Source organism: Ralstonia psammae, assembly GCF_958405935.1.
GTDB lineage: Bacteria > Pseudomonadota > Gammaproteobacteria > Burkholderiales > Burkholderiaceae > Ralstonia > Ralstonia psammae.
Map to the genome: position 1 here is coordinate 54,875 of NZ_CATZBU010000005.1, position 23,584 is coordinate 78,458.

Sequence of the window (23,584 nt, forward strand, 5' to 3'; positions counted from 1 at the left end):
AGAGGGCACATCATGAACAAGCAATCGAACCGTATCCCGAATCGTGTCATTCAGGCCAGCCTGCTGGCGCTGGCAGCAGGTGCCTGTGCCCAAGCGCACGCCGCCGGTGAAGCCAAGAACGTGATCTTCTTCCTGGGCGACGGCATGGGCCCGACCACCGTCACCGCCACGCGCATCTACAAGGTGGGTGAAGCCGGCCGCCTGACGATGGAATCGCTCAAGCGCACGGCGCGCATCAAGACGTATTCCAACGATGCGCAGACCACCGACAGCGCCCCGTCGATGTCGGCGTACATGACCGGCGTGAAGATGAACAACGAGGTCATCTCCATGTCGGCCGACACCAAGGCCAGCGACGCCACGGGCAAGGGCTACGTGAGCGGTTCCGACTCCACGTGCCCGGCAGGCAACGGCACGCCGGCCGTTACGCTGCTTGAGCTGGCCAAGGCTGCCGGCAAGTCGGTGGGCGCGGTCACGACCACGCGCGTGACGCATGCCACGCCGGCCGCCACGTATTCGCACATCTGCCACCGCGACGGCGAGAACCAGATCGCCGCGCAAGGCGCGCCGGGCAACGCGCTGTACAACGCTGCGCTCAAGGATGGTCTGGACGTGCTGCTGGGTGGCGGGCGCCGTCACTACCTGCCGCAAGGCACGACGGGCAGCAAGCGCACCGACACGACCGACCTGACCGCCCAATTCCAGGCCGCCGGTTACAGCTACGTGACCACCAGCACGCAGCTCACCGCCGTCAACCCGGCCACGACGAACAAGCTGCTCGGCTTGTTCAACCTGGACCACATGAACTACGAGCTGGACCGCAAGAAGAACAATGTGGACGAGCCCAGCCTGGCCGACATGACCGAGAAGGCCATCCGCGTGCTGCAGAAAAACGGCAAGGGCTACTTCCTGATGGTGGAAGGCGGCCGCATCGACCATGCGTTGCACGGCACCAATGCCAAGCGCGCACTGGAAGACGCAGGCGCGTTTGACGAAGCCATCAAGCGCGCGCTGGGCACGGTGGATCTGTCGAACACGCTCATCGTCGTCACGGCCGACCACGACCACACCATGACGATCAACGGCTACCCGCACAAGGGCAACCCGATCCTGGGCCTGTCGACCGACATCAAGACCAAACAGCCGCAACTGGCCGCCGACGGCCAGCCGTACACCACGCTGGTGTTCGGCAACGGCGGCACGCCGCGCAAGGCCACGCGCGACAACCTGGCCGCGGTCGACACGGCAGCAGACGATTATCTGCAGGAAGTGGGGGTGCAGCTCGGCACGCCTGGTTCGGAAACGCACGGCGGCGGGGATGTGATGCTGTTCTCCTCTGGTCCGGGCAGCGCACCGCTGAAGGGCACGCTGGACAACACGAAAGTGTTCGGCGTGGTCAAGACGGCCATGGGCCTCTGATTCCTGCGTTTCCATTCACGCGCATGCCGAAGTGATCGGCATGCGCTTTTTTTTGTTTTTCTGCCGCATCGATTTCGCATGACCCAATCTGCCCGAACTTTGCTCGCCTTCGCGTTCAGCGCGTTCGCTGCCACGGCACTGGCCGCCGGCCCGACTGCCGCACCCGCGCTGACGGCGCTGCGTGTCGAACACCAGATGTCGTCGCTCGGCACCGACGGCGTCCAGCGTGACGTCCGCTTTGCCGAACGCGTCTATCGCCAGGGCGACCGCATCTGGATCGCGCGCGAACTGCCGCCCGCATCGGCCCACGCCGAGCATGACCACGCCAACGCCCACGCCGGCCACAAACACGCCGACACCGACACCGCCCCGCGCTGGATCGAACGCGACGCGAAGGGCGCGCTGACCGTGCGCGTCGTCAGCGAATCGCAGCAGAAAAACTACGCCGTGGAACCGGCCGAATATTCCAACATCGGCTTCGACGGCTCGTGGGCAACGGCCTATCACCTGCTCGACCCGGCCGCACTCAAGGGCATGCGCGCCGACGGCCCGGTGCGCAACGGCGTGCAAACCTACCGCGCTGCGCAGGGCGAGCGCACCGTCACGGTGGAATGGGACGTGGCCGGCCAATACCCGCGCCGCGTTGAATCGCGCAACGCCAGCGGCTCGCAGCGCAAGCTCACGCGCGTGACGACGCTGCCCGCGCCGGCCGCCGCACCCTGGGAACGCGCCCAACGCTACGCCGCCGCCGACTACACCGACCTGATGGACTGACGCCGCCACGCCCGCAGCCGGAGCGCAAGGCTGAAACCGTCGCGTTCCACTGTTTGGGCCTCGCGCTTGAGCCTAAAACTGTCGGGCTCCACTGTTTAAGCCTGGCGTTCGAGCCTAAAACCGTCGGGCTCCACTGTTTAAGCCTGGCGTTCGAGCCTAAAACTGTCGCGTTCCACTGTTTGAGCCTGGCGCTTGAGCCTAAAACCGTCACGTTCCACTGTTTGAGCCTGGCGTTCGAGCCTAAAGCCGTCGCGTTCGACGGTCTGAGGCTCGCGCTTGCGCCACAAACCCTCGCCTTCCAGCTTCAGAGCCCCGCGCGTCAATCCGGCTTCGGTAGCGCTATAGTGCGAACACCCCCCAAACGTTCGCACCGACATGACGATCACCGACCCGACCCTCGCTGCGTTTGCCGCACCTGCCTCGCACGTGCCGCGCGTACTCACCATCGCCGGTTCGGACAGCGGCGGCGGCGCCGGCATCCAGGCCGACCTGAAGACGTTTGCTGCGCTCGGCTGCTATGGCATGTCGGCCATTACGGCCATCACCGCGCAGAACACGCTGGGCGTGACGGCGGTGGAATCGCTCACGCCCGACATCGTTGCCGCGCAGATCGACGCCGTGGCAAGTGACATCGGGATCGATGCGGCCAAGACCGGCATGCTGGGGACGCCGCAGGTGGTGGAAGCCATCCTCTCGGCGCTGGACCGCCATCCCATCGCCAACCTCGTCGTCGATCCGGTCATGGTCAGCACCAGCGGCGCGCAGCTGGGCAGCGACGCCACGGTGCAAGCCATGGCGAAATGGCTGTTCCCTCGCGCGCTGCTCGTCACGCCAAACCTGCCGGAAGCCAGCGCACTGCTCGGCCGCGAGGTGCGCACGGCGGACGACATGTTGCCCGCCGCGCGCGATCTACTCGCGCTGGGCCCGCGCGCCGTGCTGCTCAAGGGCGGGCACCTGGCCGGCGCTGCATCTGCAGGCGAAGACGGCGTGCTGCAGGACGTGCTCGTCACCGCCGACGGCATCGAGCGCGTCTACGCCCATACCTACATCGACACGCCGCACACGCACGGCACGGGCTGCACGCTGTCCGCAGCCATCGCCGCGCACCTCGCGCGCGGCGATACGCTGGAAGTGGCCATCGAGGCCTCGCTCGACTACCTGCTACATGCCATCGGCGCAGGCCGGCATCTGGCGCTCGGGCGCGGCACCGGTCCGCTGAACCACGGCTTTGCGCCGCGGCCGCTCGCGGCGCCGCGTTCGCTCGAAGTGGATGTTGAGGAAGACTGATCAGGGAGCTGCCATGAAACGCCTGCCGATCATGCTGGTTCGCTACCTTCCGGTGGCTGCCCTGTGCGCGCTGCTTGGTGCCTGCAATGGCTACATCAGCATCGGCTCGCCCATCGGCAGCGTCTTCTCGATTGGCGGCACGTTGACGGGGCTGCCGGGCGGCCAGTCGATCGTGCTGCTCAACAACGGCCGCGATTCGCTCACGCTGGCCGCCAACGGCACGTTCGTGTTTGGCGGGCTGGTGCCGTTCAATGGCACCTATCTGGTGACGATCAGCGCGCAGCCGGCATCGGCCAACTGCGTGGTGACCAATAGCAGCGGCACGGTCAATGGCGACGTGAACAACGTGCAGGTGACGTGTCAGCCGCGCTAGGCGTGCAGTGCGGGTAGAGAAATGAAAAAGCGCGGATCTCGGTCCGCGCTTTTTTCTTGTCTGCTCCCGATGTCAGGCCGATGCCGCCACCTGCTCCTTCGTCCACTTCTCCATACGCCTGGCCATCTCTTCCGGCGCTACGTCTTCGACATGCGTGGACACGGTCCACACGTGGCCGAACGGGTCTTTGAGCGTGCCGGAGCGGTCGCCGTAGAACTGGTCCACCACCGGGCGGACTTCCGCGCCGCCGGCCTTGATGGCATTGGCAAACACGGTATCGACGTTGGGCACGTAGATCATCATCCCGACCGACGTGCTCTGCAGCGTGTCGGGGCTGGCGCAGGCCATGTTGGGGAATTCATCGGCCAGCATGATGGGCGAATTACCGATGCGGATTTCAGCGTGCGCGATGGTGCCGTTGGGGCCGTTCATGCGCATGATTTCGGTGGCGCCAAACGCCTGCTTGTAGAAGTCGATGGCGCGTGCGGCGCCCTTGATGCTCAGGTACGGGGTGACGCTGTGGTAACCCTCGGGGATGGGCTGGACCGCCATGTGTTGTCTCCTGCAGCGTGATTGAAAGTGCCGCCGCGACTTTCACCGCAGCGGCACACGAACAGGATAGGTCAGCGAAAAGGCGGGCGAGCGGGTGCGCGGCGCAAGCCCGCGCGACGTGCAGCGGACGATCCTTACGCGCGCACGTGCGCCGCGAACGTGGCTTGCAGCGCGTCGACCGCGGCCGGCACATCGGCCGCCTGGGTGATGGCGCGCACCACGGCCACACAGCCCACGCCGGATTCGAGCACGCGCGGCATCGCTGCCAGATCGATGCCACCGATGGCCACCAGCGGCGGCGCCGGCACCTGCGTGCGCATGGCTGCCGCATAGGCGAACAGCCGGCCCAGGCCCTGGGGCACGGTCGGCATGGACTTCGTGGGCGTGGCAAACACGGCGCCGAGCGCGAGGTAGCTCGGGTTCAGCGGTGCGACGCGCAGCATCTCGGCAAAGCCGTGCGTGCTGATGCCAAGGCGCAAACCGGCCGAGCGGATCGCCACCAGGTCAGCATCGTCAATGTCTTCCTGGCCGAGGTGGATGCCGTAGATGCCGCTGTTGGGCACCTGTGCATGCAGGTCCAGCGCGACTTGCCAGTGGTCGTTGATGAACAGGCGTGTGGCACTGCCGCGTGCAGCAGCTTCTGCACGGCGCACTTGTTCAACCACGGCTTGCGCGTCGTCCGACTTGAAGCGCAACTGCACCGTCGGTACCTTGAGCGCGACAAGACGCGCCACCCATTCGGCATCCGGCACCACGGCGTAGACCCCGAGTTGCGTGGGGCACGGTGCAAAGGCGAGATCCGTTGCGGTCGGGCACGGCAACGCCGGTTCGAGCACGCGGGGCAGGGCGTTGAAGCGAGTGGGCCAGGCGAGCGCATCGGCATTGGCTTCGGCGATCCACGCCCGGGCCACGCACAGCGCATCGCGCGGCTCGAACGCCAGCGCTAGCGCCGCGCCGAAGACGGCGGCAAAGCGCACGTCGAAGGCATCACCGTGGGCCGTCGATGCGAAGCGGTAGGTGCCGAGCCGGTCGTGTACGGTGTCGATGCGCAGATCGCCTTCCGTTGCGGCCAACACAACGGCCGCGCCAGCCGCGCGCGCGCGGTCAGCTTGCGCGGCATCGGACGTCAACAGAACGGTGGTGGCGGTGGTGGCTTCATCAGCGCGGTCGGTCACGCTCCAGGCGTGCGGCGCACGGCCGAAGGCTTCTACATGGCGATCGATGATCTGTGCGGCGAGAGCGGCCGCTTCCGGCCACGTGGCGGAGAAACGCAGGGCGGCCAGGCTCATGCGACCACCTCAGTCTCGTTATCGTTCATCAAACCGCATCGGCATCGGTGGTGGATCGTATTCGCGGACGTGCGCCTCCCCGCTGCGCGGGGGCCCTGCTTACTGCTCATACGTCCTCTTCTCTTCAGCGTGCCAGAAAGGCAGGCCAACAACCGGCGTGCTGGCTTGCGCGACATCGCGCTCAGGCATTGGGCCCGACAGGCGCGCGAGGCGACCCGCCTGCGTGGCCATCGCAAACGCCTGCGCCATCGCGACCGGATCACCGGCCTGCGCGACGGCGGTATTCAGCAGCACCGCGTCGTAGCCCCACTCCATGACCTGCGTGGCGTGCGAGGGCACACCCAGGCCCGCGTCGACGATCAGCGGCACGTTGGGCAGGCGCTCGCGCAGCAGGCGCAGGCCGTACGGGTTGGTGGGCCCGCGGCCGGTGCCGATGGGCGCGGCCCACGGCATCAGCGCCTGGCAGCCGACGTCGAGCAGGCGGCGGCACAGCACGAGGTCTTCGGTGCAGTACGGCAGCACCTTGAAGCCATCGCGGATGAGGCGCTCGGCGGCTGCGGGCAACGCCAGCGTATCCGGCTGCAGCGTGTAGTCGTCGCCAATGACTTCGAGCTTGATCCAGTCGGTCTCGAACACTTCGCGCGACATCTGCGCGAGCGTGTAGGCCTCGTCGGCGGAATAGCACCCGGCGGTATTGGGCAGCACGGGCACGTCGAGTGCGCGCAGCATCTTCCAGAAGCCGGCGCCGCCCTCCGGGGAGCCCGCGCTCTGGCGGCGCAGCGCGACCGTCAGCATGGCGGGGTTGGACACGCGCACCGCGTCTTCCAGCGATTGCGGCGACGGGTAACGCGCCGTGCCCAGCAGCAGGCGCGAGGCGAAGGTCTCGTCGTAGAGCCGCAGCGCATCGGCCGCAGTGGAAAGATTCGTAGTGGTCATCAAAAACTCCTAGCCGCCCACGACAGGCTGCACGAGTGCAATCCGATCGCCCGCGTTGAGCGTGTGCTGCGCGTGGCGCGCCTTGGGCACGAAATCGCCATTCACGGATGCGGCAAACGGCGGCGCGATCTGCAGTTGCGGCGCAGCCGCACCAATGGCGTCGGCCAGCGTGCTGCCGGCGGGCAGCGCGAGCGACAGGTCGTTGAGGGTGACGTTCAGCGTCATGACAAAACAGGTTCGGGGGATGCAACGCCGGCGAACAGCTCGGGCCATTCGCTGCCGTTTGCATCGATAGCACTGCCGTCCAGCAGCGCACGCGCAGCCGCCACGGCGGCCTGCGTCACGGCGGGCGCGATCATGTAGCCGTGCCGGTACAGGCCGTTGACTGCGAGCGTGCCGGCGCCATCCCAGCGCAGCGCGGGGCGGTGGTCGGGCAACGTCGGGCGGCACTGCGTGTTCAATTCGAGCACGCGCGCCTCGCCAAAGGCGGGGTGCACAGCGTATGCAGCGGAGAGCAATTCCAACGTGGAACGGACACTGGCCGGCGACATGTCGTCGGATTCGATTTCCGTCGCGCCGATCACGTAGACGTTGCCCGGTTTGGGGGCGATGTACAGCGGATAGCGCGGATGCAGCATACGCACCGGCCGCGTGAGCGACACATCGGGCGCATGGATGCGCGCAACCTCGCCGCGCAGGCCACGCAAACTCGGCCATTGCGGCTTGGCACCCAGGCCACGGCAATCGAGCACGAGGCCCGCGCCCAGCCCCACAGCGGCCAGCGCGTCGGGGCTCGGATCGGCCACTGCCGTGTTCCAGCGCAGTTGCATGCCCAGCGCTTCGAGTTCGGTCGCCAGCGCATCCAACACGCCGCGCGGGTCCAGCTGACCTTCGCCCGCCAGATACAGCCCTTGCGTGAAGCGCTGCGCGAGAAGCGGTTCGAGCTGGGCAATACCTGCGGCGTCGACTGCGCGCAGGTCGGCCGCCACGCGCTCGGGCGGCGCGGCGTTGCGCACGTGGCTGGCAAACAGCGATGCCTCTCCGCGGTCTGCCGCATGCCACACCACCAGCGTGCCGGCTTCCTGAAAGAAGACCGGCGTGCGCAGCTTGGGCAGCCAATCGCGCCACAGCGCCAGGCTTGCCAACCCCAGGTCGACGACGAAACGATCCGCCACGGCGGCTTCGGCCAGGGGCGCCAGCATGGCCGCGGCCACGTACGCAGCAGCACCGCTGCCGTCGCGCGCGCCGCGCTCCACCACGGCAATGCGCGCGGGGGGCACCCCCGTTTGCGCGAGTTGCCAGGCACACAGGCGGCCAGCGAGGCCGCCACCGAGGATCGTTACGTCAAAAGGCGTGGAGGTTGGCATTGCACCGGTGGGTTAGCTGTAGATCTTGCCGCCGCTCTTGCGGAACTCGATCGACTTCTCTTCCATGCCGCTCACGGCAGCGGTGGCGTTGGCGTCGAGCGTGGCCGCGTAGTCGCGCACTTCCTGCGTGATCTTCATCGAGCAGAACTTCGGACCGCACATCGAACAGAAGTGCGCGATCTTGGCGCCCTCGGCCGGCAGCGTTTCATCGTGGAAGGCGCGCGCCTTCTCCGGATCCAGGCCGAGGTTGAACTGGTCTTCCCAGCGGAATTCGAAGCGTGCTTTGGACAGCGCGTTGTCACGCAGCTGCGCGCCCGGCCAGCCCTTGGCCAGGTCAGCTGCGTGCGCGGCGATCTTGTAGGTGATGATGCCTTCGCGCACGTCTTCCTTGTCAGGCAGGCCCAGGTGCTCCTTGGGCGTGACGTAGCAGAGCATGGCCGTGCCGTACCAGCCGATGTTGGCCGCACCGATGCCGCTGGTGATGTGGTCGTAGCCCGGGGCGATGTCCGTCACCAGGGGGCCAAGCGTGTAGAACGGGGCTTCGAAGCAGTGCTTCAGCTCTTCGTCCATGTTCGCCTGCACGCGTTGCAGCGGCACGTGGCCCGGGCCTTCGATCATCACCTGCACGTCGTGCTCCCACGCCTTCTTGGTGAGTTCACCCAGCGTGTGCAGCTCGCCGAATTGCGCGGCGTCGTTCGAGTCGGCAATGCAACCGGGGCGCAGACCGTCACCCAGGCTGAACGACACGTCGTACGCCTTCATGATTTCGCAGATCTCGTCGAAGTGCGTGTACAGGAAGTTTTCCTTGTGATGCGCCAGGCACCACTTGGCCATGATGGAGCCACCGCGCGAGACGATGCCCGTGATGCGGTCGGCCGTCAGCGGCACATAGCGCAGCAGCACGCCGGCGTGGATGGTGAAGTAGTCCACGCCCTGCTCGGCTTGTTCGATCAGCGTGTCGCGGAACATCTCCCACGTCAGGTCTTCGGCCACGCCGCCGGTCTTGTCCAGCGCCTGGTAGATGGGCACCGTGCCGATGGGCACCGGCGAATTGCGCAGGATCCATTCGCGCGTCTCGTGGATGTGCTTGCCGGTGGAGAGGTCCATGATCGTGTCGGCACCCCAACGGATCGCCCACACCATCTTTTCCACTTCCTCGGCCAGCGACGAGGTGACCGCCGAGTTGCCGAGGTTGCCGTTGATCTTCACGCGGAAGTTGCGGCCGATGGCCATCGGCTCCAGCTCGGTGTGGTTGATGTTGGCGGGAATGATGGCGCGGCCCGCGGCCACTTCCGCACGCACGAACTCCGGCGTGATGTCTTCGGGGCGCTGCGGGAGGTTGGCGCCATACGAGAAGCCCGGATGCTGCGTGAGCAGTTGGCGGTACTCGGGCTTGTCTTGCAGCGCTTGCAGGTTCAGCGATTCGCGCAGCGCGACGTACTCCATTTCCGGCGTGATGATGCCGCGACGCGCGTAGTGCATCTGGCTCACGTTGGCGCCAGCCTTGGCGCGGCGCGGCTTGGAGATGTGCGAGAAGCGCAGGTGCGCCGTGGCCGGGTCGTTGGCACGCGTCTGGCCGTATTCGGACGACAGGCCCGAGAGGACTTCCGTATCGCCGCGCTCGTCGATCCACTTGGCGCGCAGGGGGGCCAGGCCGGCCTTCAGGTCAATGTGCACGTCCGGGTCGGAGTACGGGCCCGAGGTGTCGTACACCGGCACCGGCGGGTTCAGCATCTCGCCCTTGTCGGTGCGCGTGGCGGTCTGCTTGATGGTGCGCATCGGCACCCGAATGTCTGCTCGGCTGCCGGTGATGTAGGTCTTGCTGGATGCCGGATAGGCGAACTTCTGGTCGAGCTCGGACTGCAGCGAGTCGAACGATGCGGCGGGGGCGTTTTTGGCTTGGGGCATGGTCTCGTCCTTGATTCTGTGGCCTGGTGGAGCAGGCAGTGGACGAAACCGGGAGAGGTGGCGTGACCCGAAGAACGGAGGGGGCTGCCAGAGACTACGCGGTGTTCTGAAACTTCCCACGCCGGTACGAACCGGATCGGGTGCGAAGGGACTCTCTCAGCCGCACGGCCCATCCGTACGGCACCCCTGTTTCATCCAACGAGGCTGAATTTAAGCACAGGGCTGCCGCCGTTGCCAGCACGAAAAACCGTGAGTTGACGGCTGACCGGTCATTTCAGTCCAAACCGCCACGCAATGTGCGGCGGCGCGCACCGGCGCGGCCTGCCTTGATCTTGCGCAACCCCGCCGCGTTTCACCTATGCGACGCTCAATCCCTTTTCTATTGCATTGCGGCACGGCCGCTGGGAGTTGTCATGCTGGAGCGTCGGTTCACACTCGCGGGGCGCAGCCTCGTACCCATCGTGCAGGGCGGGATGGGCGTGGGTATTTCGGCGCACCGGCTGGCCGGCGCCGTGGCGCGCGAAGGCGGCGTCGGCACCATCGCCAGCATCGACTTGCGGCATCACCATGCGGACCTCGTTGCCGCCACGGAAAAGTCGCGTGACAAGGACGCCATCAACGCCGCCAACCTCGTCGCGCTGGATCGGGAGATCCGCGCCGCGCGCGAAGGCAGCCAGGGCAACGGCATGATCGCCGTGAACGTGATGAAGGCGGTGGAATCGCACCCCGCACTGGTGCGCCAGGCGTGCGAGAGCGGCGCCGATGCGATCGTCATGGGCGCGGGCCTGCCGCTCGATCTGCCGGAGATGACGGCGGAATATCCGAAGGTGGCACTCATCCCGATCCTGTCGGACTCGCGCGGCGTGGGCGTGGTGCTCAAGCGGTGGATGAAGAAGGCGCGGCTGCCGGATGCCGTGGTGATCGAGCATCCGTCGCACGCGGGCGGACACCTGGGCGCTGCACGTATTGAAGATCTGCGCGATGAGCGGTTCTCGTTCGCGCGCGTGCTGGATGAATGCCGTGAGCTGTTCGTCAAGCTGGGGCTGGCGGCGGAGCAGGTTCCGATCATCCTCGCGGGTGGCATCGATTCGCACGCGAAGGTTCGGCATTGGCTGGACAAGGGCGCTGCGGCCGTGCAGCTCGGCACTGCGTTTGCGGTGACGGAGGAAGGCGATGCGCACGTGCGCTTCAAGCGGGTGCTGACCGGTGCGGAGCAGGGGGATATCGGCGAGTTTGTCAGCGTGGCGGGGTTGCCGGCGCGTGCGGTGATGACGCCTTGGTTGTCGCGGTATCTCTCGCGCGAAAGTGCACTGCAGGCCAAGGCCAAGGTGCGCGATTGCTTGCAGGGGTTCGATTGCCTGCAGACGTGTGGACTGCGGGATGGGATTGGGAAGGTGGGACAGTTCTGCATCGACTTGAAGCTTGCGCAGGCGCTGCGTGGGGATGTGGAGCGGGGGCTGTTCTTCCGTGGGGCTGGGAAGCTGCCGTTTGGCGAAGCGATTCGGCCGGTGCGGGAGTTGATGCACTACCTGTTGACTGGCGAGAAGCCCGTTTTGGCACCGGCAAAGCCCTGACGCACGGAAAATCTCCATGCGAACAAAAAAGCCAGCCCGAGGGCTGGCTTTTTGCTGGGCGTGTGCCGCTTCAGAACGGTGCGGCGAAAGTCAATCGCACCCCTTGCTGCAGACCGCCCATGCCCACCATCACGTTGTAGTCCAGCCCGAATGTGAGCGGACCGGTGCGGAACTTCGTCCCCAGCCCGATCTGCATGCGATCGCGGCCAAACGGCGTGCCCGGTACGTAATACGCCGGGCCAGCCGATGCCAGGTCGGCGTATGCCAGACCCGCGTTGCCCTGACCGTTGAAGTCGTGCTGGTACTCCACGCGCGCAAACGGCAGGAACGTGCCCCACTTGGTCTTCTGCGTGTATTCCGCCCGCAGGCCGAGCGTGCCGGAGACAGTCGTCACGGTCTGCTCGAAGTATGTGAGCGCGTTGATGCCCGCCCCCGATTCGCTGAACTGGTCCAGCGTTGATTGCGACACCGACAGGCGGCCGTACGGTGAGACGAGCCAGGTCCGGTCCCGATGCTCGTAGCCGGCCGAGACCGATGCGAACATCTGCTTGCCGTTGCGCTTGCCGGTGGCGAAATCATTGGCGTCCGTCACCCAGCGGCGCGAGTCGAAGCTGAGCGTGCCGAAGCCCGCGACGCCATCCAGGAACAGCGACGGCAGCGGGCGGTAGCTGCCATACAGCGCGAGGCTGTAGCTGTCGCCCGTGCTCTTGGTGCCAGCGTTGCCGATGTCGGTCGAATCCCGCCCGTAGCCGAAGCCGGCACCGACTGAGAGCTGATCCGACACGCGGTAATCCGCACCTGCCGTTACGCCGCCCGTGGTGAAGCGGAAGCCCGAGCGCTGCGTGCCTGCGTTGGCAAAACCGAAGTCCAGCGTGCCGGCGCTCCAGAACGCGAGGTTCGTGTCGGTGCTGTTGGCGCCATTGGCCGCAGCATCGGCGCCCGGCAGGTCGGGGCCGGCGTCGGCGTTGGACTTGTCGTCCTTGTTGTTGGCCGCATCCGGATTGCGCTTGCCGCGCGCGAACGAGCGGCCCGGGCCATCCCCGCGCACGCAGGCGTCATGCGCGGCGATACCAAAGACATCCTGGCAGCGCGCCTGCGCATCAGCCGCGCGTGCGCCGGGCATGGCAACCGTCAACCCGTTCTCTGACGGCGCGCGGCCGGTGCCGTGCAGCGCTTCGAGGCGCCGGTTGTAGTTGTCGATCTGCGTGGTGGCGAAGCGCCGTGCGGCTTGGATCTGCGCATTGATCAGGCCCGCCACATCCGGGTCAGCCGAGGGGTCCTTGCGCGGCGCCACGCTCACCTGCACGGTGGCCGGTGTCGAGGTGGCGAACGCGTTGGACAGCGTGTACGTCAGCACCGCCTGACCGCTGTACGTGCTGGACGGCGTGAAGTTCAGCACGTACGTCGATGCCGCCGCGGCCGGGGTCTTGACACTGGCCGGGGTCTGCACCGCCTTCTGCACGATCGTGGCCGTGCCGGCGTTGGACGGCACCACCGACACCAGCGTCGCCCCGGTGAATGGCCCGCCGGTGGCACCTTCGGTCAGGTCTACGCTCACGCCCTGGCCAGACGACGTGATGGCCTGCTTTTGCGCCACGGCAATCGGCACGGCGTTCACATTGACCGTCACCGGAATCGGCGCGGACGTGCCGGCCGTATTGATCAGCGCATAAGTGAAATTGACTGCGCCGGAGGTGGTCGGGGCAGGGGTGTAGACGATGTCCAGACCATTGACCACGGCCGTGCCGCTGGCCGGCGGGCTGACAATGGCGATGGACGAGAACGGCCCACCCGTCGCATTGGCCGTTGCGTGCACCGTGACAGGTGCGTTGGAGAGCGTCGTCGTGGTGACGGCCGGCGCGGTGCCGATCACCTGGCCCACCACAACCGTATAGCTGCGCGTGCCGCTGTACGGGGCACCCGTGCCGGTGCTGCTGTCGGTGGCCTTCACCGTGAACGTGCTGCTGCCCAGCGTGGCGGGCGTGCCCGACAGAACTCCAGTGCTGGCGTTCAGGCTCAGGCCCGCCGGCAGCGCGCCGGCGGATACCGCGTACGTGTAGGGCGCGGTGCCGCCGGTAGCACTGAAGGTCTGGCTGTAAGCGGTGGTGACCTGGGCGGCCGCGACGGTGGCCGGATTCACCGTCACCGTCGCGGCACCGATGACGACGCTGTACGCACGGCTGGCCGCAAAGCTGTTGGCATCGGTGGCCGTGATGATGAAGTTGAACGTGCCGCCAGCCGTGGGCGTGCCCGTGATCGCTCCCGTGCTGCTGTTCAGGCTCAGGCCCACCGGCAGCGTGCCCGCCGTAATGCTATAGGTGTACGGGGCAGTGCCATTGGCCGCCGTCACGGTCTGGCTATACGCAGTGGCGATGGCCGGGTTGGGCAGGGTGGTTGGTGACACGGTGACGCTGGGCGCGGCGATGGTAAGCGTATAGACGCCGCTCACCGCAAACGGGGCACCCGCCCCCGTCGAACTGTCGGTGCCGGTCACCGTGAAGTTGACCGTACCGGCCGAGGTGGGTGTGCCCGACAGTGTGGCCGTGGCCGCGTTCCAGTTCAGACCCGTGGGCAGGGTGCCGCTGTTGACCACGAAGGCGTAGGTGTACGGGCTCGTGCCGCCGCTGACGGAGAAGCTACGGCTGTAGGACGTGCCCGCCGTACCGCTGAGTGCACCTGCCGCCGGTGTGATCGTCATGCTGGGCGCTCCGATCGTCAGCGAGTAGGCGCGGCTGCCCGAATACGGCGTACCCGTGCCGGTGCTGCTGTCGTTGGCCGTGACGGTGAAGTTGAACGTGCCGCCCGCCGTGGGCGTGCCGGACAGCACGCCGCCCGACGTCAGCGCCATGCCTGTCGGCAGCGCGCCGGCCGAGATGGCATAGCTGTACGGCGACGTGCCGCCGCTGGCCGTGATGGTCTGGCTATAGGCAGTGGCGATGGTGCCGCCCGGCAGCGTGGTTGGGCTCACCGCAATGGTGGGCGCGTTGACCGTCAGGCTGTACGCGCGCGCGCCGGTGTAGCTGTTGGCGTCAGTGGCCGTGACAGTGAAGTTGAACGTGCCGCCAGCCGTGGGCGTGCCGGTGATCGCGCCGGTGCTGCTGCTCAGGCTCAGGCCCGCCGGCAGCGCTCCGGAAGTCACCGCGTAACCATAGGGCGCTGCGCCACCGCTGGCCGTGGCGGTCTGACTGTAGGCCACGCCTACCGTGCTGGCCGGCAGCGATGCGGGCGAGAGGCTGATGGTGGGCGCCGAGGTGGTCAGCGTGTAGGTGCCCGATGTGATGTACGGCCCGGTGCCCGTCGAACTGTCGGTGGCGGTGATGGTGAAGTTAACGGTGCCCGTGCTGGTGGGCGTGCCCGACAACACGCCGGTGCCGCTGTTGAACGACACGCCGGTCGGCAACGAACCGCTGTTGACGACGATGCTGTAGGTGTACGGCGACGTGCCACCGCTGGTGCTGAACGTCTGGCTGTAAGCCACCCCGGCCGAGGCACTGAGGCTGCCCGATGCCGGCGTGATCGACAACGTGGGCGCATTCACAACGAACGAATATGCCCGGCTCCCCGTGTAGGGCCCCGAACCGGCCGAACTGTCGGTCGCCGTTACCGTGAAATTGAACGCCCCGCCTGCGGTGGGCGTGCCCGAGAGTACGCCACCCGAGCTAAGCGTCATGCCCGTCGGCAGCGAACCGCCTGTGACTGCGTAGGTGTACGGCGCCGTACCGCCGCTGGCCGTTACCGTCTGGCTATATGCCGTCGCAACGGTGGCATTCGTCAATGTGGACGGCGAGAGTGTGATCGTCGGTGCAGCGATGTTCAGTGTGAGCGTGCCGCTCGTGGCCGTAAACGGCCCGGTGCCCGTGCTGCTGTCGGTGGCTGTCACGGTGAAGTTGAAGCTGCCCGATGCGGTGGGCGTACCTGACAGCGTGCCGTTGCCGGCCAACGTCACGCCCGCCGGCAGCGAACCGCCTGTGACTGCGTAGGTGTAAGGCGCCGTGCCGCCGCTGGCCGAGGCGAGCGACTGGCTGTAAGCCGTGCCCACGGTACCGCCGGCTGGGGATGACGGCGTGTACGTGACCGTGGGTGGCGACACCGTGATCGTCGCCGTGGCCGGCGCCGACGTGCCGCCCGCATTGGTGGCGGTATACGTGAACGAGTCCGGCCCCGAGTACGACGCGGTCGGCGTGTAAGTGATGGATGTGCCAGAGGCCGTCGCCGTACCGTGGGTCGCCTGGGTGGCGACGGCCACGATTAGCGGCGCGCCCCCAGTGATGTTCAGTGTGATCGGATTTGCGGTACTGCCATGCGCCACGGTGGCGCTGACCGCATTCGCAACAGGGGGCGCAACAAACGTGAACTGATCTGGACCGCCGGTGGTGCTGGTGCCGCTGGCGTTGGTCACGGTGATGTCAACCGTACCGGCCGCCCCTGCGGGCGAGGTGGCTGTGATCGATGTGGCGCTGTTGACGGTGAAGCTGCTTGCGTTGGTCGCGCCAAACTTGACCGCAGTCGCGCCGTTGAAACCGGTGCCGGTGATGTTGACCGCGGTGCCCCCGGCGGTCGAGCCGGCGTTCGGCGAAATGCTCGTCACCGCGGGCGCAGTTGGGATCACGGTAATGGTCAAGGAGCCGGTAGGCGTCCAGTTGCCACCGTCGCTCGTGATATAGAACGTCGCCGTATCCGTGCCGCTGAAAGAAGAGTTGGGGGGCGTGTAGACGAAACCGTTCTCGGCACCGCTGCCACCGGGGACATTGGCAAAAATATAGAACGTACCGCCTTGCGTGGTTGGAGTGGTAACGGCGCCCGAGGTGTTGTTGAAATTTTGGTCTCCGATGCTGTCGAACGCTATCCCTACGTTAAGCGGATCACATGCCGCATTTTCACCAGCCGTCAGCGAGTAGGTTTTCGTCGTGTTTTGCTGCATCGAAAACGAGACGGAGCATGAGATGTTCGCGAATGCCCCCTGCGACAACACCGTCAACCCGATCGCCAGCACGGCCAGCAAGCCCCGGCGCATCCATTCCCGCCCCAACGCCGCCAGGCACCGGAACATTGACCATCCGGCGACCCCACGCCGGCCATACGGGCTGTTTTGTGTCAGCACGCGCATTTCTCCCTCGTTCCGCCCGCTCTGCCGCGGGCTTTTCTCTTTGTGGCGTAATGGGAAATTCAGTGCCCGATCCCCATCAGGCACTCCCCGGTGACGAGGGGAAATAGCGCGCAGATTTGAACACCTACAATCCATTGCATAGCGTCTAACCATGCAATGATTAAGTGTTAACCCCTATAAATACCCCCCGATAGATCAATACGCCTTTGTTTTTAAAATGAACAGGCGCAGCGACCCCGACGCGATGCTATGAAAGGCTTCCCATGCCGTCAATACAAACTTTCGGATGAATTGGCATGGTGTATCGCTTTTGGCACGCTCTGCTGCCTTGACACAGGGTTTTCATACAGGCAACGTGAAAATCCTGTCCATTATGTCTGGGTGATACACCATGACCAGACCGCCAATCAAATTGAGACGCAGAGACCATTAATAGAAAAATTTAGGCGCCGAAGAATTCAATTATCGTGGCGATGCCACATTACGAGGAGGGGTCGTGGATCAATACCTGGGCGAGATTCGCCTCTGTGGATTTCCTTTTCCACCAAAAGGATGGGCCTTGTGCAACGGCGCACTGCTGCCCATCCAGACGAACACTGCGTTGTTTTCGCTACTGGGCACGCAATATGGCGGCAATGGCACGACCAACTTTGCGTTGCCGGACCTGCGTGGGCGCACGCCGCTGCATCGCGACCTGCAGGACTACGTGCAAGGCGAGGTAGGTGGCGTCGAGACCGTCACGCTGTCGACCACACAAGTGCCGGCGCACAGCCACCCATTCAATGCATCGACGACGCCCGCCACATTGCCGACCACAGGCATCACGCAGAACCATCTGCTAGCCACCAGCAACATTTACAACCCGACGAATCCCGGGCCCCCGAGCGCAGGCACCCTGCTTTACGGCGCCCCCGGCACGTTGACGCCGCTGTCGAACGAAGCCTGCGGCTCCAGCGGCGGCAACCAGCCGCACGAAAACATGCAGCCCTCGCTGGCGCTGAACTACATCATCGCGCTGACCGGCGTGTATCCGTCACGCGGTTAGGAGATCACTCATGGCAGAACCATACGTTGGCGAAATCCGCCTGTTCGCTGGCAACTATGCCCCGGTGGGCTGGCTGCTTTGTCAGGGCCAGATCATTGGCATATCGGAGAACGAAGCCCTTTTCACTCTGCTCGGCACCACTTACGGTGGCGATGGCCAGAGCAACTTCGGCTTGCCGGACCTGCAGGGGAAGCTTCCTGTGGGACAAGGGCAGGGCCCAGGGTTGACCAACCGCCTGATCGGACAGCAGTTCGGCGTCGACAGCGTGACGTTGACGACCAATCAGATCTCGGGGCACAACCACGCCATCAACTGCACCAGTGCAGCCGCCACCACTATTACGCCCGGCCCGAGCGTACTGCTGGCGACCGTATCGAACGCGCAGGGCTTCTACGACGCCGGCACGGCAAATCCGCCGGGCAAAGCCGCGCTGGCCCCCCAGACGATCGGGCAGGCCGGCGGCAATCAGGCGCATACCAATCAAATGCCGACGGCCTCCATCAACTACATCATCGCCACCGCGGGCATCTACCCGTCGCAAGGCTGAGTCGAAAGGGGAATCCTATGTCTGATCAATTCGTCGGGGAAATCCGTATCTTCGGGTTTAACTTTGCGCCGGTGGACTGGGCCGCCTGCGATGGGGCAATCATGCCGATCTCGCAGAACACGCCACTGTTCTCCATCCTTGGCACCAACTATGGGGGCAACGGTTCAACAACCTTCGGCCTACCTGACCTCCGTGGGCGGGCAGTCATGGGCCCCGTGGGCGGCGTGCTCAACGATCCGCAGGGCTCGTCCACCGTCTCGCTGGCAGATACCGAGATGCCATCCCACTCGCACACGGCATACGGTGACAACAGCCGTGCAGCTTCGACGACGGCAGATGGCCGCCTGCCGGCGCGCTTTCAGGTGACGCTCAACCAGTCGTTCATCAATACAGATGCCTCACCGGCACCGGCGATCACTTCGCTGGCACCGCAGGCGGTCGGCGCTTCCGGGGGCAGCCAGCCGCACGAGAACATGCAGCCGTTCCTGGTCATGAACTACTGCATCGCGCTGCAAGGCGCTTGGCCGCAACACCCGTAAAACGTGGCCGTTGCGGCGGACTAGCGGAGCTTATTGCGCCGGTCCGCCGCACCACTTTCCGCATTCCCTCTCGCCCACCTATGACGATCTCCGCAGAGTTGTTTCAACCACATGTCGGCACCGTCTTCTCCGTCCTCCAAGAGTCAGGACAAGCCCCAAACCCGCACTTCACGTTGCATCTGGAAGAGGTGACAGCCGATTCCGCGGCCCGCCCAGGCCAGCGGGTGTTTTCGCTGTTTTTTGCAGGCCATGCATCGTTCATGCTGCAACAGGGCACGTACTTCCTGCAGCACGACACGCTTGCCGAACAGCCGATGTTCCTGGTACCGGTCGCCCGCACCACGGAGGGCTTTCGCTACCAGGCCTGCTTCAACCTTGCCTGAGGCACTGCATGCCTGCCTTCCCGATCGAGCATCCGGGCACCACGCTGCGCCCGCTGACTGACGCAGACCAACCCTTCCTGCTGCACCTCTACGGCACCACCCGCGAAGCCGAAATGCAGGCGACCGGGTGGACCGATGAACAGAAAGCGCAGTTCGTCCGGATGCAGTTCGACGCGCAGCAACGCGCCTACTTTGCCTACCCCGACGCGGAGTTCTTCCTGATCGAGCAGGATGGTGTGCCTGCCGGGCGCATCTACCTGCAACATCGTCAGGACGCACTGCTCATCGTCGACATCTCGCTGGTGCCGGAACGATGCGGCGCGGGGATCGGCGGCGCGGTGCTCTCTGCCGTATTTGCACAGGCGCTTACCGTGGGTAAGCGGGTGCAGATTCATGTGGAGCGTTTCAACCCCGCTCAGCGCTTGTATCAGCGGATGGGGTTTCGGCTGGTGGAGGACAAGGGCGTGTACTTGTTTCTGGAGTGGGACGGGGCCGCGGTGCAAGCGGCATCCGTATAGAAATCCCCCTCCACCCACCCCCACCGCCGGTGGTCTACCATGGCCCACACAACCAAATGCGACACGCCAGGAGACCCCCAATGCCCACCGAGGCCACCCACCGCGTCTTCAATCAGGTCCCGGACCTGACCGGCTTCAACGCCTTCACGGCCGACACCACGCTGCAACGTGCGCTCGAACGCCTGGGTGGCGGCTGGAATGCCGATGCATTGCGATCCTTCGGTGACCAGCTGGGCGCGCCAGAAACCCTCCGATGGGCCGCTGAGGCCAACGCATACCACCCGGAACTCCACACCCACAGCCGGACCGGCGTGCGCATCGACGCCATCCGCTTCGACCCCGCCTGGCACGCGCTGCTCGGCCTGATGCGCAGCCAGGGCCTGCAAGCCCTGCCGTTTGCCGACCCGCGCCCCGGCGCATGGGCCGCGCGCACCGCGGGCTACTACATGCAAGCGCAGATCGAATCCGGCACGCTGTGCCCGGCAACGATGACGTTCGCCAGCATCCCCGTGCTGCAGAAAGAGACGGCGCTGTTTGCCGAGCTGGGGCCCCGTCTCTATGCCCGAGAACACGACGCGCGCGATCTGCCTTGGCGCCAGAAAACCGCCATCCTCATCGGCATGGGCATGACCGAGAAGCAGGGCGGCTCCGACGTGCGCAGCAACACCACGGTGGCCACCCCGTTGCGCGGCGAGGGCCGTGGCGCGACATACGCCATCACCGGGCACAAGTGGTTCTTCTCTGCGCCGATGTGCGATGCGCACCTGGTGGTCGCGCGCATGGGCGCGGAAGACGGGCCGCTGTCGTGCTTCTTCGTGCCGCGCTTTCGCGACGACGGCAGCAAGAATCCGATCGAGATCCAGCGCCTGAAAGACAAGCTCGGCAACCGTTCCAACGCCAGCAGCGAAGTGGAGTTCCGCGGCGCGGAAGGCATCCTCATCGGCGAGGAAGGGCGCGGCATTCCGACCATCATCGAGATGGCGACGCACACGCGGCTAGATTGCGTGATCGGCAGCGCGGCCATCCTGCGCCACGCGCTGATGCAGGCGCTGCACCACGCGCGCCATCGCATGGCATTCGGCCGCCTGCTGGTCGATCAGCCGCTCATGCGCAACGTGCTGGCCGATCTCGCGCTCGAATCACAAGCCGCGACCTTGTTGATGATGGAACTGGGCAACGCGTTCGAGCGCGCCGATGTCGATCCGCTGGCCGCAGCATGGAAGCGCATCGTCACGCCCGCGGCCAAGTTCTGGATCTGCAAGCGCACCATTGAAGCGACCGGCGAGGCGATGGAAGTCTGGGGCGGCAACGGCTATGTCGAAGAAGGTCCAATGGCGCGCCTGTACCGCGAGGCGCCGGTCAATTCCATCTGGGAAGGCTCGGGCAACGTGATGTGCCTGGACGTGCTGCGCGCCATCGCCCGCACGCCGGACGATGCGCTGCGCCTGATGCACGACATTGGCGAGCGCGCGCAGGGCCACCGTGCCGTGCGTGCGGAACTGGCCGCGCTGCAGGCGATGCTGCATCAGCCGGGCGACATTCAGGAAACCTCCGCACGCCGCATCGCGCAAGGGCTGGCGCTCACCGCGCAGGCGGCGCTGATGCTGGCCTACGCCCACCCGGACGACGCGGAGCGCTTTATCGCCAGCCGCTTCCATCATCAGCATGGCCGCGTGTTCGGCACGCTCGATGGACACGCGCAGGAACTGGGCGCGGTGCTGCAACGCGCCTGGCCCGTATGAAGACAGACGCTGTGAAGAGCAACGCTGGAAAACCAGCGTGAAAGCGGGATGAAAGACCGCATCGCCTAGGGTTGGGGGGCCGCGCGAGCGCGCCGGCACCAAAAGAATAATCAGACAGGAGACATCCCGTGCCTCACACGACCCGCGCATTGCTCGCGGCCGGCCTGGCGTTGTGCGCTTTCCAGGCGTTGGCCGCATCCCCCGTGCTTGACCACATTCGCGATACCGGCGCTGTCCGGTTGGCGTATCGCGAGAACTCCGTGCCGTTCTCCTACGTCGATGGCGGCAAGCCGGTGGGGTACTCGATCGACCTGTGCGCGCGGCTGGTCGACGCGATCAAGGTGGCGGTCAAGCGGCCCGACCTGACCGTGCAGTACGTGGCCGTGACCCCTGCCACGCGCATCCCCGCCATTGCCGAAGGCCGCGCGGACCTCGAATGCGGCTCGACCAACAACACGCGCGAGCGACGCGAGAAGGTAGCGTTCACTATCCCGCATTACATTGCCAGCAGCCGCATGCTGGTGAAGACCAATTCGGGCATCCACCGCTGGGAAGACCTCAACAACAAGACGGTGGTGTCCACACGCGGCAGCACAAACGGCGGGCAGATCCGCGCGATGGCCGATGCGCGCGTTCTCAAGATCAACGTGATCGAAGCCCGCGACCACGCCGAAGCCTTCGGCATGGTGGCCGCCGGCCGCGCCGATGCGTTTGCGATGGACGATGTGCTGCTTTATGGCTTTCGCGCCACGTCGCCCCACCCCGCCGACTACGCGGTCGTCGGCAGCAACCTGGCAGTCGCGCCGTACGCGATCATGCTTGGCAAGGACGACGCCGAGTTCAAGAAGGTGATCGACCTGGCGATGTCGCGCACGATCCTCGATGGCGAAGCGGAAAAGCTCTACAAGAAGTGGTTCCAGCAACCCATTGCGCCGAATGGCGTGAAGCTCGAGATCCCGATGAGCTTCCTGCTGCGCGACTCGTTCAAGTTCCCCACCGACAAGGTGGCGGACTGACGCAACACCCATCAACCCTGCACCGAGAAGGCGCTTGAGGGTATACCCGCATCAGCGCATAATGCGCGCCCATGGCGGCGCGTGACATTGCTTCACGTTTTGGCATTCCCCGGGGGGGAGTGGCGGCGCGCAGGCCAATTCTGCGCAATCGGCGGGCCTTGCCTGGCAAACCATTGCTCAGATTGCGGCGCCGACAGGGCAACGGCGTCGCAAGTCGTGCCATTAGAGCCCTAACTCTCTCCCAGGACCTTTGACGATGCTGTTCCCCGCGCGCACGTGGCTGCTGGCCACGCTTGCCGTTCCTGCCGCTGTTTCCGCCGCATTCTTCTCACCCGACGCCGCTGCCGCCACCCCGACGCTCGATCGCATCCGCGACTCGGGCACGGTGCACGTGGCATATCGGGAAGACTCGATTCCGTTCTCGTACCTCGATGGCAGCAAGCCGGTCGGCTACACGATCGACATCTGTTCGCGGCTGATCGATTCGCTGCGGACTTCGCTCAAGCGGCCCGACCTGAAGGTGCAGTATGTGCCCGTTACGGCGGCCAACCGCCTGGACGTGATCGCCACGGGCAAGGCCGACCTCGAATGCGGCTCGACCAACAACTCGCCGGAGCGCCGCCAGAAGGTGGCCTTCACCGTTCCGCACTACATCACCAAGGGCCGCATGCTGGTGAAGGCCGGCTCGCCGATCCAGCAATGGGAAGACCTGAACGGCAAGACGGTGGTGGCCGCGCGCGGCTCGACCAATGCCGACCTCGCACGCAAGCTCAATGAGACCGGCATGACGATGAACGTGGTGGACGCCAACGACCTGCGCAGCGCATTTGCGATGCTGGCCGATGGCCGCGCCAATGCGTTTGCCGGTGACGACATCCTGCTCTCGGGCATGCGCGCCACTGCCAAGAACCCGGCCGACTATCGCCTTGCGGGCAAGACACAACTCGTGTCGTCGTACGCGATCATGCTCAGCAAGCAAGACCCCGAGTTCAAGAAGCTGATCGACCAGTCGATGACGCGGCTGATTGTCGACGGCGAGGTGCCGAAGCTGTACAAGAAGTGGTTTCAGCAGCCGATTCCACCCAATGGGGTGAATCTGGAAGTGCCGATGAGTTACTTGCTTCGGGATTCGTTTAATACGCCTACGGATAGTGCTGGGAACTGATCCCAGTGCCTGTTTTGTCCCCGGCCGGGGTGGGTGTTTGTGG

The 23,584-nt window shown here is 65.6% G+C and carries 20 protein-coding genes and 1 riboswitch; of the genes, 13 read left to right on the forward strand and 7 right to left on the reverse strand.

Going from position 1 to position 23,584, the window contains the following annotated elements:
• Positions 1-12: 12 nt before the first annotated feature.
• From R2N16_RS12360 to R2N16_RS12375, 4 genes are all read left to right on the forward strand, one after another.
• Positions 13-1,419, forward strand: coding sequence for an alkaline phosphatase (locus tag R2N16_RS12360; RefSeq protein WP_316665987.1), 1,407 nt, complete (start codon positions 13-15; stop codon positions 1,417-1,419).
• A 78-nt stretch (positions 1,420-1,497) separates the two neighbouring features.
• Positions 1,498-2,193: a hypothetical protein gene (locus R2N16_RS12365; protein ID WP_316665988.1), complete on the forward strand. Its 696-nt coding sequence runs from the start codon at positions 1,498-1,500 to the stop codon at positions 2,191-2,193.
• Between the two features lie 375 nt (positions 2,194-2,568).
• Positions 2,569-3,480 carry a bifunctional hydroxymethylpyrimidine kinase/phosphomethylpyrimidine kinase gene (gene thiD / locus R2N16_RS12370; protein WP_316665989.1) on the forward strand — a complete coding sequence of 304 codons (912 nt, stop codon included), beginning with the start codon at positions 2,569-2,571 and terminating at the stop codon, positions 3,478-3,480.
• A gap of 13 nt (positions 3,481-3,493) precedes the next feature.
• Positions 3,494-3,853, forward strand: a complete 360-nt coding sequence (locus R2N16_RS12375; protein ID WP_316665990.1) for a DUF4369 domain-containing protein — start codon at positions 3,494-3,496, stop codon at positions 3,851-3,853.
• Between the two features lie 72 nt (positions 3,854-3,925).
• Here R2N16_RS12375 and R2N16_RS12380 read toward each other — a convergent pair whose 3' ends face one another.
• From R2N16_RS12380 to thiC, 6 genes are all read right to left on the reverse strand, one after another.
• The gene (locus R2N16_RS12380) at positions 3,926-4,405 is read right to left on the reverse strand and encodes a VOC family protein (protein ID WP_316665991.1); all 480 of its coding nucleotides are present in this window, start codon (positions 4,403-4,405) and stop codon (positions 3,926-3,928) included.
• 134 nt (positions 4,406-4,539) lie between these two features.
• Entirely contained in the window at positions 4,540-5,694 is a 1,155-nt protein-coding gene (locus R2N16_RS12385; RefSeq protein WP_316665992.1) for a thiamine phosphate synthase, read from the reverse strand.
• Between the two features lie 99 nt (positions 5,695-5,793).
• Positions 5,794-6,630 carry a thiazole synthase gene (locus R2N16_RS12390; RefSeq protein WP_316665993.1) on the reverse strand — a complete coding sequence of 279 codons (837 nt, stop codon included), beginning with the start codon at positions 6,628-6,630 and terminating at the stop codon, positions 5,794-5,796.
• A gap of 9 nt (positions 6,631-6,639) precedes the next feature.
• Positions 6,640-6,855, reverse strand: coding sequence for a sulfur carrier protein ThiS (gene thiS / locus R2N16_RS12395; RefSeq protein ID WP_316665994.1), 216 nt, complete (start codon positions 6,853-6,855; stop codon positions 6,640-6,642).
• Positions 6,852-7,997: an FAD-dependent oxidoreductase gene (locus R2N16_RS12400; RefSeq protein WP_316665995.1), complete on the reverse strand. Its 1,146-nt coding sequence runs from the start codon at positions 7,995-7,997 to the stop codon at positions 6,852-6,854. The genes thiS and R2N16_RS12400 overlap by 4 nt, the downstream gene beginning before the upstream one ends.
• A 12-nt stretch (positions 7,998-8,009) precedes the next feature.
• Positions 8,010-9,905 (reverse strand): phosphomethylpyrimidine synthase ThiC, encoded by a 1,896-nt coding sequence (gene thiC, locus R2N16_RS12405; RefSeq protein ID WP_316665996.1) that lies wholly within the window; start codon positions 9,903-9,905, stop codon positions 8,010-8,012.
• A 96-nt stretch (positions 9,906-10,001) separates the two neighbouring features.
• Positions 10,002-10,103, reverse strand: a riboswitch (TPP riboswitch).
• 215 nt (positions 10,104-10,318) lie between these two features.
• Here thiC and R2N16_RS12410 point away from each other — a divergent pair.
• Positions 10,319-11,479: an NAD(P)H-dependent flavin oxidoreductase gene (locus R2N16_RS12410; protein ID WP_316665997.1), complete on the forward strand. Its 1,161-nt coding sequence runs from the start codon at positions 10,319-10,321 to the stop codon at positions 11,477-11,479.
• A gap of 70 nt (positions 11,480-11,549) precedes the next feature.
• Here the strand turns inward: R2N16_RS12410 and R2N16_RS12415 are convergent, their stop codons facing one another.
• Positions 11,550-16,586 (reverse strand): putative Ig domain-containing protein, encoded by a 5,037-nt coding sequence (locus R2N16_RS12415; RefSeq protein WP_428984124.1) that lies wholly within the window; start codon positions 16,584-16,586, stop codon positions 11,550-11,552.
• A 496-nt stretch (positions 16,587-17,082) separates the two neighbouring features.
• Here R2N16_RS12415 and R2N16_RS12420 point away from each other — a divergent pair, with 496 nt between their 5' ends.
• The 8 genes from R2N16_RS12420 to R2N16_RS12455 all read left to right on the forward strand — a co-directional run bounded on the left by R2N16_RS12420 (position 17,083) and on the right by R2N16_RS12455 (position 23,541).
• Positions 17,083-17,631 (forward strand): phage tail protein, encoded by a 549-nt coding sequence (locus tag R2N16_RS12420; protein ID WP_316665999.1) that lies wholly within the window; start codon positions 17,083-17,085, stop codon positions 17,629-17,631.
• 10 nt (positions 17,632-17,641) lie between these two features.
• Positions 17,642-18,178 carry a phage tail protein gene (locus R2N16_RS12425; protein WP_316666000.1) on the forward strand — a complete coding sequence of 179 codons (537 nt, stop codon included), beginning with the start codon at positions 17,642-17,644 and terminating at the stop codon, positions 18,176-18,178.
• A gap of 17 nt (positions 18,179-18,195) precedes the next feature.
• A complete protein-coding gene (locus R2N16_RS12430) occupies positions 18,196-18,717 on the forward strand; it encodes a phage tail protein (RefSeq protein ID WP_316666001.1) in 522 nt (173 codons plus the stop codon).
• A gap of 80 nt (positions 18,718-18,797) precedes the next feature.
• The gene (locus R2N16_RS25515; protein ID WP_428984125.1) at positions 18,798-19,100 is read left to right on the forward strand and encodes a DUF6916 family protein; all 303 of its coding nucleotides are present in this window, start codon (positions 18,798-18,800) and stop codon (positions 19,098-19,100) included.
• An 8-nt stretch (positions 19,101-19,108) separates the two neighbouring features.
• Positions 19,109-19,618, forward strand: a complete 510-nt coding sequence (locus tag R2N16_RS12440) for a GNAT family N-acetyltransferase (protein WP_316666003.1) — start codon at positions 19,109-19,111, stop codon at positions 19,616-19,618.
• Between the two features lie 80 nt (positions 19,619-19,698).
• The gene (locus R2N16_RS12445) at positions 19,699-21,360 is read left to right on the forward strand and encodes an acyl-CoA dehydrogenase family protein (protein ID WP_316666004.1); all 1,662 of its coding nucleotides are present in this window, start codon (positions 19,699-19,701) and stop codon (positions 21,358-21,360) included.
• A gap of 128 nt (positions 21,361-21,488) precedes the next feature.
• Positions 21,489-22,376: an amino acid ABC transporter substrate-binding protein gene (locus R2N16_RS12450; protein ID WP_316666005.1), complete on the forward strand. Its 888-nt coding sequence runs from the start codon at positions 21,489-21,491 to the stop codon at positions 22,374-22,376.
• A 256-nt stretch (positions 22,377-22,632) separates the two neighbouring features.
• Complete coding sequence (locus R2N16_RS12455) at positions 22,633-23,541, forward strand: amino acid ABC transporter substrate-binding protein (RefSeq protein WP_316666006.1); 909 nt, start codon at positions 22,633-22,635, stop codon at positions 23,539-23,541.
• Positions 23,542-23,584: the final 43 nt, after the last annotated feature.